This is a genomic window from Xanthomonas sp. SS (assembly GCF_014236835.1).
Taxonomy (GTDB): domain Bacteria; phylum Pseudomonadota; class Gammaproteobacteria; order Xanthomonadales; family Xanthomonadaceae; genus Xanthomonas_A.
In genome coordinates, this window is record NZ_CP051190.1 from 185,884 (window position 1) to 202,933 (window position 17,050).

Annotated in this window: 8 protein-coding genes, 2 tRNA genes and 3 rRNA genes; 11 read left to right on the forward strand and 2 right to left on the reverse strand. The window is 65.2% G+C overall.

The annotated features are described in order from the left end of the window. Positions 1 to 5 precede the first annotated feature (5 nt). The 6 genes from HEP74_RS00855 (at position 6) to bphP (ending at position 9,245) form a co-directional block, all read left to right on the forward strand. A complete protein-coding gene (locus HEP74_RS00855; RefSeq protein WP_185814783.1) occupies positions 6 to 1,721 on the forward strand; it encodes a GGDEF domain-containing protein in 1,716 nt (571 codons plus the stop codon). A gap of 157 nt (positions 1,722 to 1,878) precedes the next feature. Continuing rightward, positions 1,879 to 4,119 (forward strand): lytic murein transglycosylase, encoded by a 2,241-nt coding sequence (locus HEP74_RS00860; protein ID WP_255427995.1) that lies wholly within the window; start codon positions 1,879 to 1,881, stop codon positions 4,117 to 4,119. 322 nt (positions 4,120 to 4,441) lie between these two features. Further along, positions 4,442 to 5,044 carry a DcrB/PsbP domain-containing protein gene (locus HEP74_RS00865; protein ID WP_185814784.1) on the forward strand — a complete coding sequence of 201 codons (603 nt, stop codon included), beginning with the start codon at positions 4,442 to 4,444 and terminating at the stop codon, positions 5,042 to 5,044. Between the two features lie 255 nt (positions 5,045 to 5,299). After that, positions 5,300 to 6,544: a TCR/Tet family MFS transporter gene (locus HEP74_RS00870; RefSeq protein WP_255427835.1), complete on the forward strand. Its 1,245-nt coding sequence runs from the start codon at positions 5,300 to 5,302 to the stop codon at positions 6,542 to 6,544. Between the two features lie 200 nt (positions 6,545 to 6,744). Beyond that, positions 6,745 to 7,344, forward strand: coding sequence for a biliverdin-producing heme oxygenase (locus HEP74_RS00875; protein WP_185814785.1), 600 nt, complete (start codon positions 6,745 to 6,747; stop codon positions 7,342 to 7,344). Beyond that, entirely contained in the window at positions 7,341 to 9,245 is a 1,905-nt protein-coding gene (gene bphP / locus HEP74_RS00880) for a bacteriophytochrome BphP (RefSeq protein WP_185814786.1), read from the forward strand. Before HEP74_RS00875 ends, bphP begins: the two co-directional genes overlap by 4 nt. A 22-nt stretch (positions 9,246 to 9,267) precedes the next feature. Here the strand turns inward: bphP and HEP74_RS00885 are convergent, their stop codons facing one another. Continuing rightward, a complete protein-coding gene (locus HEP74_RS00885) occupies positions 9,268 to 10,449 on the reverse strand; it encodes a benzoate/H(+) symporter BenE family transporter (protein ID WP_185814787.1) in 1,182 nt (393 codons plus the stop codon). A 743-nt stretch (positions 10,450 to 11,192) separates the two neighbouring features. Between HEP74_RS00885 and HEP74_RS00890 the strand changes: the two genes are divergently transcribed. The 5 genes from HEP74_RS00890 to rrf all read left to right on the forward strand — a co-directional run bounded on the left by HEP74_RS00890 (position 11,193) and on the right by rrf (position 16,448). After that, positions 11,193 to 12,737: ribosomal RNA gene (locus HEP74_RS00890) — 16S ribosomal RNA — on the forward strand. Positions 12,738 to 12,822: 85 nt separating this feature from the next. Next, positions 12,823 to 12,898, forward strand: a tRNA-Ala gene (locus tag HEP74_RS00895). 76 nt (positions 12,899 to 12,974) lie between these two features. Then, positions 12,975 to 13,051, forward strand: a tRNA-Ile gene (locus HEP74_RS00900). A 226-nt stretch (positions 13,052 to 13,277) separates the two neighbouring features. Beyond that, positions 13,278 to 16,157, forward strand: a 23S ribosomal RNA gene (locus tag HEP74_RS00905). A gap of 176 nt (positions 16,158 to 16,333) precedes the next feature. After that, positions 16,334 to 16,448, forward strand: a 5S ribosomal RNA gene (gene rrf / locus HEP74_RS00910). Together the 16S, 23S and 5S rRNA genes with 2 tRNA genes alongside form the textbook arrangement of a ribosomal RNA operon. Before the next feature lie 65 nt (positions 16,449 to 16,513). On the opposite strand, the gene HEP74_RS00915 is transcribed toward rrf, so the two are convergent. Then, positions 16,514 to 16,975, reverse strand: coding sequence for a PepSY domain-containing protein (locus HEP74_RS00915; protein ID WP_185814788.1), 462 nt, complete (start codon positions 16,973 to 16,975; stop codon positions 16,514 to 16,516). Positions 16,976 to 17,050 lie beyond the last annotated feature (75 nt).

A 17,050-nucleotide genomic window follows, 5' to 3' on the forward strand; every position in this document is an offset into this window, starting at 1 on the left:
CCGTGATGTCTTTCCTGTGCACCGCGCTCTTCGCCCGGTTGCGCCGCTGGCGCAGCCATGGCCGCGCGTTGCTGTGCTGCTGCCTGCTGCTCGCCTGCCACGGCGCCGTGGCGGCGCCCGCGCCAATGCCGGCGCTGGAAGGCGCCTGGCGCCCGGTCGCCGCCGCCGACCGCGGAGTGCCGCCCTCGCGCGCCGATTCCGCCCTGCAGCGTTTCGACCCGAACCGGATGACCCAGCTGCACGGCGGCGATGCCGGCGCCTGGGTGCTGCTGTGGCCGGCGCAGGGGCCGTGGCCGCCGGCGCCGTGGGTGCTGGAAGTGCCCAGTCCTGCGTTGCAGCGGGTCACCCTGCTGGCGCCGGTCGCCGGCGCGGCGCCGCAGCAGCGCGGGTTGATGCGCGACGACCCGCAGGCGCTGCCCGGCAACGGCCGGCTCGGCTTCCGCATCGACGCCGCGCCGGCCGCCGGACAACCGCTGCGGCTGTGGGTGGACCAGCACGGGGTCATGGCCGCGTCGCTGCGCTTCCATTTGCGCAGCGAGTCCGACTACCTGCGCCAGGACAGCCGCTGGCTGGTGGTCGCCAGCCTGAGCTTCGCGATCATGCTGAGCATGGCGGCGATGGCGCTGGTGTTCGCCTGGCGCCTGCGCGAGGCGACGTTCCTGTATTACGCCGTCTACGTGCTGAGCTATGGCCTGGTGATGGCGCTGGAAACCGGCTACGTGGTGCATCCGCTGGGGCTGGAGGCGATCGGCCAGGCCGCACGGTTCTGGGGGCGCCTGGGCGTCACCACGTCGATCGTCGCCGCGGTGCTGTTCCTGGAACGCTTCGCCGACCTGGCGCAGTACCTGCCGCGCGCGCGGCGCTGGCTGCGCGGCTATGCGCTGCTGGTGGCGTTGATCGGATTGCCGGCGCTGCTGCCGCTGCCGTGGCTGGACGCGCTCGGCCGGGCGCTGGTCAACCCGCTGCTGATCCTCGGCGGGCCGCTGCTGATCGGCATCGCCGTGGCGGCGGCGTGGCGCGGCTCGCGCTATGCCGGGCTGTTCCTGCTCGGCTGGACGCCGCTGCTGCTGGTCACCGCGCTCAGCAGCCTGCAGGGCTTCGGCATGGCGGCGCACTGGACGTGGAGCGAAGAGGCGGCACTGGCCGCCGGCGCGTTCGAGGCGCTGGTGCTGTCGCTGGGCCTGGCCGAGCGCAGCACCTCGCTGCGCCGCGACCGCGACCAGGCGCGCCAGCTGGCCGACCTGGATCCGCTGACCGGCCTGCTCAACCGCCGCGCCTGGCACGAGCGCCTGACCGCGCTGAAGCAGGTCGCCCGGCGCCGGCGGCGACCGTTGGCGCTGATGTTCCTGGACGTGGACCACTTCAAGCGGCTCAACGACCGCTACGGCCACCGCGCCGGCGACGACGGCCTGCGCGCGCTGGCCCAGGCGCTGCGCGAGGAACTGCGCGGCGACGACCTGATCGGCCGCTATGGCGGCGAGGAATTCGTGATCGCGCTGCCCGGCATCGACGCGGCGCAGGCCACGCCGATCGCCGAACGCATCCGCGAACGCTTCTGCACGCAGGCCGCGCTGGCCTTTCCCGAGCTGCAGCCGACGGTGAGCATCGGCGTGGTCCAGCTGCGCCCTGGCGACGACGCCAACGGCCTGGTGCAGCGCGCCGACGAGGCGCTGTACACGGCCAAGAGCGGTGGCCGCAACCGCGTGGTCGCCGTGCACTGAGCCGGCGCGGGACCCCTGTAGGAGCGGCTTCAGCCGCGACAGGATCTATCGGTGAAGCCCGTCGCGGCTGAAGCCGCTCCTACAAAAGCGCACGTGAGCAGCCATTCCCCACGGTTGTTTATGATGTCCGGCCTGCTGTTGGCGAGGAATTCCGATGATGCGTTTCGCCTGGGCCCTGCTACTGGCCGCGCCCTGCGCCGCCGCGCAGACCCTGCCCGCGCCGCCCGTGGCGCCGGACCCCGCGTTCGTCGGTTGCCTGTCCACGCTGCGCACCGCCGCCGCCAAGACCGGCGTGGCCGCCACCGCGTTCGACCGCTTCACCGCCGGCGTGCAGCCGGACATGAGCGTGCTGCCGTTGCTCGACGCGCAGCCCGAATTCACCACGCCGATCTGGGATTACCTGGCCGGGCTGGTGGACACCCAGCGCGTCGCCGACGGCCGCGCGATGCTGACCACGCACCGCGACCTGATCGCGCGGGTGGCGCAGCAGTACGGCGTGGACGCGCAGACGGTGGTCGCGGTATGGGGCGTGGAGAGCGACTACGGCCGTGTTTCCGGCAAGCGGCCGCTGCTGGTGTCGCTGCTGACCCTGTCGTGCAACGGCCGCCGCCAGCCGTTCTTCCGCGGCGAACTGTTCGCGCTGCTGAAACTGCTGCAGGCCGGCGACCTGCAGCCCGACGGCCTGAGCGGCTCCTGGGCCGGCGCGTTCGGGCACACCCAGTTCATGCCCAGCACCTATGCCCGCGTCGCCGTGGACGGCGATGGCGACGGCCGCCGCGACCTGGTCGCCAGCATTCCCGATGCGCTGGCCTCCACCGCCAACTACCTGAAGCTGGCCGGCTGGCAGAGCGGGCAGCCGTGGGGCATGGAGGTCAAATTGCCGGCCGGGTTCGACCCGGCCCTGGCCGGGCGCACCCAGCGCCGGCCGCTGTCCGACTGGCGCACGCGCGGCGTGACCGCCATCGACGGCAGCGCGCTCGAGTTGCCCACGCTGGCGCCGCAGACGCCGGCCGCGGTGCTGATTCCGGCCGGCACGAAGGGCCCGGCGTTCCTGGTGTTCCGCAATTACGACGCGATCTACGCCTACAACGCCGCCGAAAGCTATGCGCTGGCGATCGCGCTGCTGTCCGACCAACTGCGCGGCAAGCCCGGCCTGGCCACCGCCTGGCCCACCGACGATCCCGGCCTGGGCCGTCCCGAGCGGCGCGAACTGCAGACCTTGCTGCTGGCGCGCGGCCACGACATCGGCCAGGCCGACGGCATGATCGGCAGCGCCAGCCGCCGCGCGATCCAGGCCGAGCAGCTGCGCCTGGGCCTGCAGCCGGCCGACGGTCGCGCCGGGCAACGCATCCTCGACGCGCTGCGTCGTGAGGCGCCCGGCGCACCCGCCACTGCGCCTGCTGCACCGACCACGCCAACGCCAGCACCCGCGCCATCCAGGCCGTTCGGCGGCAAGCCCGCCACCGCCTTCCGCATGCCGGCGCGCTACCCGGCCTTCGTCCAATCCCCCGCGCCACGGAGCATCACCCCCATGTCCGAGATCCCCGGCCTGAGCACAGGCGATTTCCACGGCTACCCCTCGCTGCTGGTGGAGACCCCGCACTCCACCGCCGCGATCAGCCTGTTCGGCGGCCAGCTGCTGTCGTTCGTGCCCAAGGGCGGCACCGAGGTGATGTGGTTGTCGCCGAGCGCACAGCCCACGCCCACACCGATCCGCGGCGGCACCCCGGTGTGCTGGCCGTACTTCGGCCGCCAGGACCAGAGCGCCGACGTGCCGGCGCACGGTTTCGTGCGCACCGTGCCGTGGCAGCTGCAGGACGCGCGCCGCGAGGCCGACGGCAGCATGCTGCTGACCCTGGCGCCGCCCGACTTCGACGACCTGCCGCTGCGCCTGCGCATGCAGCTGCGCATCGGCGCGACCCTGGAGCAGCGCCTGATCACCGACAACGTCGGCCGCGAACCGGCGCGCTTCACCCAGGCGCTGCACAACTATTTCCACGTCGCCGACGCCACCCAGGTGCGGGTGCAGGGCCTGGACGGGCTCGACTACCTGGACAAGTTCGAAAACTACGCCACGCCGCACCGCCAGCAAGGCGACTGGAGCCTGCAGGACCCGCGCGATCCGGGCCGCAGCGACCGCATCTACACCGGCGCCGGCGGCCGCTACACGCTGCTCGACCCGGGCCTGCAGCGCCGCATCGAGATCGCCACCGCCGGCAGCCGCACCCTGGTGGCCTGGAACCCAGGCGAAGCCGGCGCACAGAAGATGGCCGACGTCGGCGCCCACTGGCGCCAGTTCGTGTGCCTGGAAGCGGCCAACGCCGGCCCCGAGGTCATCGAACTGGCCGCGGGCGCGCAGCACGTGCTGCAGCAGACCATCGCGGTCGCGCCGCTGTGACGGCGCGCGCTTGCGCAGGCGTTCGCGCCGGATAGGCCGTGGCGGCGGGGCGGCCTCGCGCCCCAAGCCGCAACGGCGTGAGCGACCTGCACCAGGCGGATCGACCGGCGTCAGGCCCGCGCGATCCCTGTGGGAGGGACGTCAGTCCCGACGCGCGCTACCGACGCGATGTCGGGACCGAACCTCGCCGCCGCGCTCGCACCTGCGCAGATGCCGGCGGACGCGGTGTTCACTGGCGGCGACGACGGTGTGACTCCAGTCGACACATCGACGCGACGTACTGACGCGATCAATGAAACCAACCCAAGGAACGCACACCCGCATGGCTTCCACATTCCTCAGATCTGCCTTCCTGGCGCTGGCCATTGCCGGATCGCCACTGTGCGCAAGTGCATCGGTGCGAACGGCGGCCGACAGTCCGGGCAACGCGACGCAGCAGGAACATGCGTCGCTGCTGAACGGAAAAATCAAGTTTGACGTGCCGCCCGGTTTCGTCGGCATGGCGCTGCCCCCCGAGCCACCCCAGAACGGGGCTGCGGGCGTCACCGCCATGGCCTACTCAAACCGTGCGCGGCAACAGATGATCCTCGCCAGCGAGGAGGAACCGATGCCAGACGGTGTGCGCGTCCAGGACAACGACGCAACGTTCCTGGATGGTGTCGTGGCCAGCTTCATGGAACAGCAGCAGGCAAGGTGGCAGCAGTATCGACGGTTGGGTGAAACATCCATCGCCATCGAGGGCTTGGGCCTGCGCCGAGTGGACGCGATCGCCAGTTTCGATGGCATTCCCATGCGCGTGACCATGCTGTTCGCGGGCTCGGGCACTGCCTTGGCGCTCATCCGCATCACCTCGAAAGCCGACGATGCCGACGGCCACGACACCCTGGTGTCCACTGTGCTGGATGGGATTCGGGCCGGGCGCTGACGCGACAGCCGGTGTGCGGCCGATTTCCGGATCAAGCCGACGCCGCTGGCCATCGATGCCGGGATGACGAAGCCGCTCCTGCGCGCGGGAATGACCACGGCGTATCGCCTGGCGTAGCGCGCCCTGGGCCATGACCCCGCCCAGGGCGCTGGCGGCGGACCGCCAACCGCTCCCCTATCGCCCCTCCACCCCCGCCGCCCGCCCGAAACCTCACGCCTGCCGCTTACACTGCCGCCTCCATCGGGAGACCATGCCGTGCATTCCTCGCCCCCTGCCGCGCGCACGCGCCGCGCTGCCCTGGTCTTCATCTTCATCACCCTGCTGATCGACGTGCTGGCCTTCGGCGTCATCATTCCGGTGCTGCCGGGGCTGGTGCGCGGCTTCACCGGCGGCGATTTCGCTGCCGCGGCGAAGTGGGTCGGCTGGTTCGGCTTCCTGTTCGCCGCGCTGCAGTTCGTCAGCTCGCCGCTGCAGGGCGCGCTGTCCGACCGCTACGGCCGGCGCCCGGTGATCCTGGCCTCGTGCTTGGGACTGGGCGTGGATTTCGTGGTGATGGCGCTGGCGCAGAGCCTACCGTTGCTGCTGCTGGCGCGGGTGGTGTCGGGCGTGTTCTCGGCCAGCTTCACCACCGCCAACGCCTACATCGCCGACATCACCACGCCGGACAAGCGCGCCCAGGCCTACGGCATGATCGGCGCCGCGTTCGGGCTCGGCTTCGTGATCGGGCCGCTGCTCGGCGGCTGGCTCGGCAGCTACCACCTGCGCGCGCCGTTCTGGTTTGCCGCGGCGCTGGCGCTGCTCAATTTCCTGTACGGCCTGTGGGTGCTGCCCGAATCGCTGGCGCCGGAGCGGCGCACCCCGCGCCTGGACTGGAAGCACGCCAATCCGTTCGGCGCGCTGCGGCTGCTGCGCAGCTATCCGCAGGTGTTCGCGCTGGCCGCGGTGATCTTCCTGGCCAACCTGGCGCACTACGTGTATCCGAGCGTCTTCGTGCTGTTCGCCGAGTACCAGTACCAGTGGGGACCGAAGCAGGTCAGCTGGGTGCTGGCGCTGGTCGGGGTGTGCAGCATCGTGGTCAATGCCTTGTTGGTCGCGCGCGTGGTGCGGCGGCTGGGCGAACGTGGGGCGCTGCTGTTCGGGCTGGGTTGCGGCGTGGCCGGCTTCGCCATCTACAGCGTCGCCGGCAGCGGCGCGATGTTCCTGCTCGGGGTGCCGGTGAGCGCGCTGTGGGCGGTGGCGTCGCCGTCCGCGCAGGCCATCGTCACCCGCCACGTCGGCGCCGATGCGCAAGGCCGCGTGCAGGGCGCGCTGATGAGCCTGGTCAGTCTGGCCGGGATCGTCGGGCCGCTGCTGTACACCTGGGTGTTCGCGCTGTTCATCGGCAAGCACGCACCGGCACACCTGCCCGGCGCGCCGTGGCTGCTGGCCGCGCTGTTGCTGGCCGCCGGCTGGGTCGTGGCCTGGCGCCGTGCGCGCGTGCCCGACAGCGCCACCGCTTAGCACGCCGAACCGCGCTGCGGCGGACCGTTGCGCGCATGGCTGGCGTGGTGCCGTTGGCGGCGGATGAACTGCTCAGCTTTCAGCCGTCGCGGCGTGCGGTGCGGCCGCCGCAGCGCCGGGTGCGCTGCATCCACGATGCTACGCTGTGCGGCCTCTCCGCCGTCGCGGCCGGTTCGGCTGCTGTAGACCGCACGCCCTCCATGATGTCGCCCCCCGACGGTTCCGCCGTGCCCCTCATCGCCTCGCGCCTGTTGCGCGAAGCCACTGCGCAACAGCATCTGGCCGTCGAACAATTGCCGGCGATGCGCGCGCTGATGCGCGATTCCCTATCCGTGCCCGACTACGTCCAGGTGCTGCGCCGCCATCACGCCGCGCTGGCCGGCTGGGAGCAGCGCGAGTCGGCCTGGCTGCACGCCAGCGGCGATGCCGCCTGGAGCTATCAGCCGCGCAGTCCGCTGCTGGAGCAGGATCTGGCCGCACTGCAGGCCACGCCGCCACTGCCGGCACCCGCGCCGCCAGCGCCCGACGCCGGCAGCCGCTGGGGCATGCTGTACGTGGTCGAAGGCTCGCGCCTGGGCGGGCGCCTGATCGCCCGGCAGCTGCGGCAGAGCCTGCCCGACGCCGCCTCGGCACTGAGCTATTTCGAACTCGGCCATGCCGATCCGGCCTGCTGGCGGCGTTTCCAGCAACGCCTGGAGCAGGCCCTGCCGACGCCGCAATCGCGGCAGGCCGCGGTCGCTGGCGCACGCGCGATGTTCGCGCACTTCCACACCCACTTCGCCCTGGAGACCGTCGCATGAGCGAGACCGCCGCGCCCTTGGACATGGACGCCTGCGCGCGCGAGCCGATCCATATTCCCGGATCCATCCAGCCGCACGGCGCGCTGCTGGTGATCGAACCCGGCGACGGCCGCATCGTGCAGGCCAGCACCAGCGCCGCCGACCTGCTCGGCGTGCCGCTGGAGGAATTGCTCGGACAGCGCTACGACACGCTGTTGACGCTGCAGGAACCACGCATGTCGGCGGACGCCTCCGAACGCACCCAGCTCGCGTACGTCGACGTCGGTTTCCCGCGCCGCACCACCGCCCCGCGCCAGCGCTGGGTCGGCGCCTGGCATCTGTACCCCGAGCAATGGCTGCTGGAACTGGAGCCGCGCGATGCGCCGCTCGCCGACGCCACCTTGCGCGAGGCCTTGCCGTTGCTGCGCCGGCTCGAGACCGACAGCAGCATCGACGAAGCCTGCCAGCGTGCGGCTAAGAGCCTGCGCACGCTGATCGGCTACGACCGGGTGATGATCTACCGCTTCGACGACGAGTGGAACGGCGACGTCGTGGCCGAAGCGCGCACGCCCGAGCTGGAGTCCTATCTCGGCCTGCACTATCCGGCCAGCGACATCCCGGCGCAGGCGCGCACCCTGTACCTGCGCAACCGCGTGCGCCAGATCGCCAATGTCGGCTACATCCCCTCGCCGATCCAGCCGACCCTGCATCCGCGGCTGCACGCGCCGGTGGACCTGAGTGACGTCAGCCTGCGCAGCGTCTCCCCGGTGCACCTGGAATACCTGGCCAACATGGGCGTCACCGCCACCCTGGTGGCCTCGATCGTGGTCAACGATGCGCTGTGGGGGCTGATCGCCTGCCACCACTACCGCCCGTACTTCTGCAACCACGAGATGCGCGACGTCACCGACGCGGTCAGCCGCGCCCTGGCCGGGCGCATCGGCGCGCTGACCGCGGTGTCGCGCGCGCGCGTGGAAACGGTGCTGCTGACCGTGCGCGAGAAGCTGATCACCAACTTCAACGAAGCCGAGACGCTGACCGGGGACATGCTCGACGACATGGCCTCGCACCTGCTCGACGTGGTCGATGCCGACGGCGTGGCGGTGTTCCACGGCGACCACGTCACCCGCCACGGCATGGTGCCGAGCGCCGCCGAGCTTGCGCGGATCCGCGAGCAGATCGAAGCCAGCCACCACGAGGCGCTGCGCCACGACGCGGTCGGCGCGCTGCATACCGAGCAGATCGGCGCGACCTTCCCGGAGCTGGCCGACCTGGCGCCGCTGGCCGCCGGCTTCATCTTCGTACCGCTGATGCCGCAGGCGCGCAGCGCGCTGCTGTGGACGCGGCGCGAGCAGGTGCGCACGGTCAACTGGGCCGGCAACCCGCAGCTGTCCAAGCTGCAGGACATTCCCAACTCGCGCCTGTCGCCGCGCAAGAGCTTCGACCTGTGGCAGGAAACCGTGCGCGGCCGCGCGCGGCCATGGTCGCCGCTGAGCCTGGAGTCGGCGCGCAGCCTGCGGGTGCTGATCGAGCTGATGGAGCGCAAGCGCTTCCAGCAGGATTTCGCGCTGCTGGAGGCCTCGCTGTCGCGGCTGCGCGAACCGGTGGCGATCATCGAGCGCGGCAGTGACGGCCGGCCCAACCGGCTGGCGTTCGTCAACGAGGCCTTCGCCGTGCTGTACCAACGCGAGGTCGCCGAGCTGATCGGCTGCGAACTGGACCAGCTGTACGCCACCGACGCCGCGCCGGTGGAAACCCAGCGCATCGCCACCTTGCTGCGCCAGGGACGCGCCGCCTACGTGACCTTGCCGCTGCGCATCGAAGCCGCCGCACCAGTACATCGCCAATTCGATTTCGAACCCTTGCCCAGCCCGTCCGGCGTTTCCACGCACTGGCTGCTGCAGTTGCGCGATCCGCGCTGAGCGAATCCGTGGCGGCGCACCTTCAGCGCGTGCGCCGCCACAGCAGCGACGTCGCCGCACCGGCCAGCAGGCCCCAGAACGCGGCACCGATGCCGAACAGCGACAGCCCCGAGGCGGTGACCAGGAAGGTGATCAGCGCCGGTTCGCGTTCGCCCTCGTCCTTCAGCGCCATCGCCAGGCTGTTGCCGATGGTGCCGAACAGTGCGATACCGGCGATCGCCATCACCAGTTCCTTCGGGAACGCGGCGAACAGCGCGGCCACGGTCGCGCCGAACAGGCCGATCAGCAGGTAGAACAGGCCGGCGAACACCGCGGCCATGTAGCGCCGCTGCGGATCTTCCTGCGCTTCGCGGCCCATGCAGATCGCCGCGGTGATCGCCGCCAGGTTCAGCCCATAGGCCCCGAACGGCGCCAGCAGCGTATTGACCACGCCGATCCAGCCGATCGTCGGCGAGATCGGCACCGCATAGCCGGAGGCGCGGATCACCGCTACCCCAGGCAGGTTCTGCGAGGCCATCGTCACCACGAACAACGGCAAGGCGATGCCGAACAGCGCCTGCCACGACAGCGTCGGCCACACGAATACCGGTCGCGCCAGGCTCAGCTGCGCGGTTTCCAGATGCAACGTGCCGCTGCCGGCGGCGATCGCGATGCCCACCGCCAGCGTCGCGATCACCGCGTAGCGCGGGAACGCGCGGCGCCCCAGCAGATAGACCGCGAACATCGCCAGTGCCATGCCCAGCCGGCTCTGCATCGCCACGAACACGTCCAGGCCGAAGCGCAGCAGCACCCCGGCCAGCATCGCCGAGGCCAGTGACACCGGGATGCGCCGGATCATCCGCTCGAAGACGCCGGAGAATCCCGCCGCCGTGCCGAGCAGCGCCGCCACCACGAACGCGCCGATCGCATCGGACAGCGGCAAGCCGCCCCCGCTGCTGATCAGCATCGCCGCGCCGGGCGTGGACCAGGCCGTCACCACCGGCATCCGGTAGCGCAGCGACAGGCCGATGCAGGTGATGCCCATGCCCAGCCCCAGCGCCCACATCCACGAGGCGATCTCCGCCTGCGAGGCGCCCAGCGTGCGCGCGGCCTGAAACACGATCACCGCCGAACTGGCGAAGCCGACCAGGACAGTGACGAAGCCGGCGACCAGCGCCGGCAGCGAGGCGTCGCGCCATAGGGAGCGTCCGGCAGTGGAGGGCATTGCGAGATCCTGCGGGGGTGAACCCGCATTCTCGGCCAAGCGCGCCGCCAACGGCAGCACTGGCGTGAGGCGGCCGCCGCCGCGCGCGGACGCGGCGCGTGCGCGTTCTACTAATGGGATCGCTGCCGGGAAGCGCCTGCGATGGCCGCAGACACACCGAGCGCAAGAAAGCGGTTGACGTTTTTTCCTGGCCCGGTAGACTGCGCGGCCCGCTACGCAGATGCCGATCTTCGGCTCGACGGAAGCGACGCGGGGCCGGAAACACCTAGCGAACATCGGGTGTTGACGGCGTGAAAAAAACGGCTAATATGGCCGGCTCGCTTCAACGAAAAGACCTCCGGGTCCTCATCAAGAAGCGGCGTCAACCTCCTGATAAATCAGGGTATTGACGGCAACAAAAAAGCCGCTATGATGGGCGGCTCGGTTCAGCGGAAAGCCTTCGGGTTTGAAGCGAAGCCGGCGTCGAAACCTCCGAAACGAGGTGTTGACGGAAAGAAAAAGTCCGCTATAATGGGCGGCTCGCTACGACGGAAACGTCGCGGTGAAACGGGAAAGGCGCTGAGGCCGGCCCCAAAGTTCTTTGACAGTGTGCGCAGGTAACTTGTGAGGGCGCCTGCAGGTGGAAGTATGTCCATCTTGCAGACGTTCGAATCAAGAGCAACAAATCAATTGCTAAGCAAGCGATACGTAAGCTTGGTTTGAACTCTGCATATTCAAAGTATTGACCTTCGGGTCTGTAATTTTAAGTGAAGAGTTTGATCCTGGCTCAGAGTGAACGCTGGCGGCAGGCCTAACACATGCAAGTCGAACGGCAGCACAGTGGTAGCAATACCATGGGTGGCGAGTGGCGGACGGGTGAGGAATACATCGGAATCTACCTTTTCGTGGGGGATAACGTAGGGAAACTTACGCTAATACCGCATACGACCTTAGGGTGAAAGCGGAGGACCTTCGGGCTTCGCGCGGATAGATGAGCCGATGTCGGATTAGCTAGTTGGCGGGGTAAAGGCCCACCAAGGCGACGATCCGTAGCTGGTCTGAGAGGATGATCAGCCACACTGGAACTGAGACACGGTCCAGACTCCTACGGGAGGCAGCAGTGGGGAATATTGGACAATGGGCGCAAGCCTGATCCAGCCATGCCGCGTGGGTGAAGAAGGCCTTCGGGTTGTAAAGCCCTTTTGTTGGGAAAGAAAAGCAGTCGGTTAATACCCGATTGTTCTGACGGTACCCAAAGAATAAGCACCGGCTAACTTCGTGCCAGCAGCCGCGGTAATACGAAGGGTGCAAGCGTTACTCGGAATTACTGGGCGTAAAGCGTGCGTAGGTGGTTGTTTAAGTCCGTTGTGAAAGCCCTGGGCTCAACCTGGGAATTGCAGTGGATACTGGGCAACTAGAGTGTGGTAGAGGATGGCGGAATTCCCGGTGTAGCAGTGAAATGCGTAGAGATCGGGAGGAACATCTGTGGCGAAGGCGGCCATCTGGACCAACACTGACACTGAGGCACGAAAGCGTGGGGAGCAAACAGGATTAGATACCCTGGTAGTCCACGCCCTAAACGATGCGAACTGGATGTTGGGTGCAACTTGGCACGCAGTATCGAAGCTAACGCGTTAAGTTCGCCGCCTGGGGAGTACGGTCGCAAGACTGAAACTCAAAGGAATTGACGGGGGCCCGCACAAGCGGTGGAGTATGTGGTTTAATTCGATGCAACGCGAAGAACCTTACCTGGTCTTGACATCCACGGAACTTTCCAGAGATGGATTGGTGCCTTCGGGAACCGTGAGACAGGTGCTGCATGGCTGTCGTCAGCTCGTGTCGTGAGATGTTGGGTTAAGTCCCGCAACGAGCGCAACCCTTGTCCTTAGTTGCCAGCACGTAATGGTGGGAACTCTAAGGAGACCGCCGGTGACAAACCGGAGGAAGGTGGGGATGACGTCAAGTCATCATGGCCCTTACGACCAGGGCTACACACGTACTACAATGGTTAGGACAGAGGGCTGCAAACTCGCGAGAGTAAGCCAATCCCAGAAACCTAATCTCAGTCCGGATTGGAGTCTGCAACTCGACTCCATGAAGTCGGAATCGCTAGTAATCGCAGATCAGCATTGCTGCGGTGAATACGTTCCCGGGCCTTGTACACACCGCCCGTCACACCATGGGAGTTTGTTGCACCAGAAGCAGGTAGCTTAACCTTCGGGAGGGCGCTTGCCACGGTGTGGCCGATGACTGGGGTGAAGTCGTAACAAGGTAGCCGTATCGGAAGGTGCGGCTGGATCACCTCCTTTTGAGCAAGACAACTACGCCTACAGGCGTCCTCACAAGTAACCTGCATTCAGAGAGTTCCGCCACAGGGCGGGGCACCCCGATTTCGGGGCCATAGCTCAGCTGGGAGAGCACCTGCTTTGCAAGCAGGGGGTCGTCGGTTCGATCCCGACTGGCTCCACCAGATTTGCAGATCCCTCTGCAAACGCCCGCACATCCATGTGCGGACTGTCTAGGGGAACTGCAGGAGCAAAGACTTTGGGTCTGTAGCTCAGGTGGTTAGAGCGCACCCCTGATAAGGGTGAGGTCGGTGGTTCGAGTCCTCCCAGACCCACCACTCTGAATGTATAAGCACACTAAGAATTTAAGATGCGCCAGCATTGAGGCTGGGGTATGTTCTTTTAAAATTTGTGACGTAGCGAGCGTTTGAGATCAAACTATCTTGACGTGTCGTTGTGGCTAAGGCGGGGACCTCGAGTCCCTAGAAATTGAGTCGTTATAGTTCGCGTCCGGGCTTTGTACCCCCGGACTCAGCATAGCTTGGAGGCAACTTCAGGTTATATGGTCAAGCGAATAAGCGCACACGGTGGATGCCTTGGCGGTCAGAGGCGATGAAGGACGTGGCAGCCTGCGAAAAGTGTCGGGGAGCTGGCAACAAGCTTTGATCCGGCAATGTCCGAATGGGGAAACCCACTGCTTCGGCAGTATCCTGCAGTGAATACATAGCTGCTGGAAGCGAACCCGGTGAACTGAAATATCTAAGTAACCGGAGGAAAAGAAATCAACCGAGATTCCCTAAGTAGTGACGAGCGAACGGGGACTAGCCCTTAAGCTGGTATGGTTCTAGAAAAACAACCTGGAAAGGTTGGCCATAGAAGGTGATAGCCCTGTATTTAAAAGGGCCATTCCAGTGAAGACGAGTAGGGCGGGGCACGTGAAACCCTGTCTGAATATGGGGGGACCATCCTCCAAGGCTAAATACTCCTGACCGACCGATAGTGAACCAGTACCGTGAGGGAAAGGCGAAAAGAACCCCGGAGAGGGGAGTGAAATAGATCCTGAAACCGTGTGCGTACAAGCAGTAGGAGCTCGCAAGAGTGACTGCGTACCTTTTGTATAATGGGTCAGCGACTTACTGTTCGTGGCAAGCTTAACCGTATAGGGGAGGCGAAGGGAAACCGAGTCTGATAAGGGCGCATAGTCGCGGGCAGTAGACCCGAAACCGGGTGATCTAGTCATGCCCAGGGTGAAGGTCAGGTAACACTGACTGGAGGCCCGAACCCACTCCCGTTGCAAAGGTAGGGGATGAGGTGTGATTAGGAGTGAAAAGCTAATCGAACCCGGAGATAGCTGGTTCTCCTCGAAAGCTATTTAGGTAGCGCCTCGGACGAATACTGCTGGGGGTAGAGCACTGTTATGGCTAGGGGGTCATCGCGACTTACCAAACCATTGCAAACTCCGAATACCAGTACGTACTATCCGGGAGACACACGGCGGGTGCTAACGTCCGTCGTGAAAAGGGAAACAACCCAGACCCACAGCTAAGGTCCCAAATTCACTGCTAAGTGGAAAACGATGTGGAAAGGCACAGACAGCCAGGAGGTTGGCTTAGAAGCAGCCACCCTTTAAAGAAAGCGTAATAGCTCACTGGTCGAGTCGGTCTGCGCGGAAGATTTAACGGGGCTAAGCAGTGAACCGAAGCTTGGGGTGCATCGCGATAAGCGATGCGCGGTAGAGGAGCGTTCCGTAAGCCGTTGAAGGTGGATTGAGAAGTCTGCTGGAGGTATCGGAAGTGCGAATGCTGACATGAGTAACGATAATGCGGGTGAAAAACCCGCACGCCGAAAGCCCAAGGTTTCCTTGCGCAACGTTAATCGGCGCAGGGTGAGTCGGCCCCTAAGGCGAGGGCGAAAGCCGTAGTCGATGGGAAGCAGGTTAATATTCCTGCACCTCGCGTAAGTGCGATGGAGGGACGGAGAAGGTTAGGTGTACCGGGCGTTGGTTGTCCCGGGGAAAGGCGGTAGGTTTGGATCTTTGGCAAATCCGGGATCCTTTAAGACCGAGCACCGAGACGAGTCTTTTAGACGAAGTCACTGATACCACGCTTCCAGGAAAAGCTCCTAAGCTTCAGCTTACGCAGACCGTACCGTAAACCGACACAGGTGGGTAGGATGAGAATTCTCAGGCGCTTGAGAGAACTCGGGTGAAGGAACTAGGCAACATGGCACCGTAACTTCGGGAGAAGGTGCACCCTTTTTGGTGGCTCATGCGAGCTATAGCTGAAGAGGGTCGCAGAAACCAGGCCGCTGCGACTGTTTATCAAAAACACAGCACTCTGCAAACACGAAAGTGGACGTATAGGGTGTGACGCCTGCCCGGTGCTGGAAGGTTAATTGATGGGGTCAGCCGCAAGGCGAAGCTCTTGATCGAAGCCCCAGTAAACGGCGGCCGTAACTATAACGGTCCTAAGGTAGCGAAATTCCTTGTCGGGTAAGTTCCGACCTGCACGAATGGCGTAACGACAGCGGCGCTGTCTCCACCCGAGACTCAGTGAAATTGAAATCGCTGTGAAGATGCAGCGTTCCCGTGGCAAGACGGAAAGACCCCGTGAACCTTTACTATAGCTTTACACTGAACGTTGAGTTCGTCTGTGTAGGATAGGTGGGAGGCTATGAAACTGTGGCGCTAGCTGCAGTGGAGCCATCCTTGAAATACCACCCTGTCGTGCTTGACGTTCTAACCTAGGTCCGTAATCCGGATCGGGGACCGTGTATGGTGGGTAGTTTGACTGGGGCGGTCTCCTCCTAAAGAGTAACGGAGGAGCACGAAGGTACGCTCAGCGCGGTCGGACATCGCGCACTGTGTGCAAAGGCATAAGCGTGCTTGACTGCAAGATCGACGGATCAAGCAGGTACGAAAGTAGGTCTTAGTGATCCGGTGGTTCTGTATGGAAGGGCCATCGCTCAACGGATAAAAGGTACTCCGGGGATAACAGGCTGATACCGCCCAAGAGTTCATATCGACGGCGGTGTTTGGCACCTCGATGTCGGCTCATCACATCCTGGGGCTGTAGTCGGTCCCAAGGGTATGGCTGTTCGCCATTTAAAGTGGTACGCGAGCTGGGTTCAGAACGTCGTGAGACAGTTCGGTCCCTATCTGCCATGGGCGTTGGAAGTTTGAGAGGGGCTGCTCCTAGTACGAGAGGACCGGAGTGGACGAACCTCTGGTGTTCCGGTTGTCACGCCAGTGGCATTGCCGGGTAGCTATGTTCGGAAGCGATAACCGCTGAAAGCATCTAAGCGGGAAGCGCGCCTCAAGATGAGACTTCCCGGGGCACAAGCCCCCTTAAGGAACCATGTAGACTACGTGGTTGATAGGTCAGGTGTGTAAGTGCAGCAATGCATTGAGCTAACTGATACTAATGATCCGTGCGGCTTGACCATATAACCTCAAGTTGCTTCCTCAAAAAGCAACCCTTAGCGCGACAACACGTCGATAGCTATCCAAATGCTCGCTACGTCACACCCTATGAGAGGCTGGCGCCATCTGCCGTCCCTTCTAATCCTGCTCAATGCAGGTCCATGAAGCGACCGATGATCGGCGACACTCCAACCGTCTCCCTGGTGAAATTAGCGCTGTGGAACCACCCGATCCCATCCCGAACTCGGAAGTGAAACGCAGCTGCGCCGATGGTAGTGTGGCTCAAGCCATGCGAGAGTAGGTCATCGCCAGGGGCTTTACCCCAAATCCCCGTCCCACAAGGACGGGGATTTTTTATTGGGCGCAAAAAAGCAACACCTCAGTCGCGCTCCGCGCTCACTACGCTCCCATCCGTCGGGTCCGCGTACACCTCCATCCGCTCGCCCGCCGCGCTGTGCGCCTGCGCTTGCCACAAACCGTCGTCGTACTTCACGTCGTGTACCTGCGTGTAACCCGCCGTCGTCAATGCCGCACGCACCTCCGCTTCGCTCAGCTTCGACGGCACACCTTCCGCGTAAATGCGACCGCCACGTGCGCCGACCCGCACATCGCCGCGCTTGCCGTCGCCGCTGGTGGCTTCGGTCTTCCAGAGGCCGTCTTCGAATTTCAGCTTGTCCAGCTTGGTGTAACCCTGCTCGCTCAGCAGGGCCTTTACCTGCGCCTGGGTCAGTGCCGGGCCGGCCGGCGCCGGTGCTTGTGCATGGGCACTGCCGACGGCCAGCGCGAGCGAAAGCGACATCGCCAGCAGCGGCCGCGACAGGATCTTGTTGGTGTCGTTCATGACGTTCTCCGTTTGACCAGAATCGTCATGCTCCCAACCGGGAGTTCTGCAGCGAGTGAATATGCGGGCGCTGCG